Annotated in this window: 1 protein-coding gene; it reads right to left on the bottom strand. The window is 41.3% G+C overall.

From position 1 onward, the window contains the following. A partial coding sequence (locus E5983_RS09315) for a transposase (RefSeq protein WP_202056789.1) occupies positions 1–757 on the bottom strand: 757 nt, incomplete at both ends.

Here is a 757-nt window from a genome sequence, read left to right as displayed (position 1 = left end):
GGTTTAATTTATTCATTTCCTGAATCCGAATCATCTTGAAGGCATTGGTCAAGTGCTGTACAATGTGGAAACGATCGATTACAATCTGAGCTTTGGGAAAGGCTTTTTTGACCATTGAATCATAGGCTGCATTCATATCCATCACAACAAACTCCACCTTGCAGCGTTCTTCATAGGAGTAACCATTGAAGAATTCTAAGAGCTTATGACTCCGACGATCCTCTAAAATCGTGTGAATCTGCCCACTTTCCCAATTCATGGCGATAAAGGCCATGGCTCCTTCACAATCTCGAGTAGCTTTAAATTCATCGATGGCTAGTACCCTAGGAAGGGGTCTTGAGTCTAAATCATTTATGTAGTGAGCTATTTGCAAAGACGTTTGATAGACAATTTGATAGCCCGTTTTACAGATTGAGGCAACCTTTTTGCAATTAGTCGGATTTTTTAGCTCCATCAAAACTTTGAGATGAAGTTTTACACTAATACTTTTTCTTCTCTTAACGAAATAGTTAGGGAGATGATTGGCAGACACCACTGAGCAGTGACGGCATTTGGAGCGACGGATGGTTAGTTCTAGATAAGTAGGCTGATTGTTGATCTCTGTCAGCTGAATTACCCGCTTTTTAGGAGTAGTACCATGAGCATAGACATCCTTAGTAGACTCCCAAGCAACTCCACAGGAGGGACAATGACTTGGGCGTTTCTCTAAGGAGCCTTCGATGATTTGAGCCATACGATTGCGTCTATCTTTACGATA

This window comes from Streptococcus danieliae (assembly GCF_009767945.1).
In the GTDB taxonomy this organism is placed as follows: Bacteria; Bacillota; Bacilli; order Lactobacillales; family Streptococcaceae; genus Streptococcus; species Streptococcus danieliae.
The sequence above is the reverse complement of the archived record's forward strand: the minus strand, read 5'-3'. Positions and strand labels throughout refer to the sequence as shown.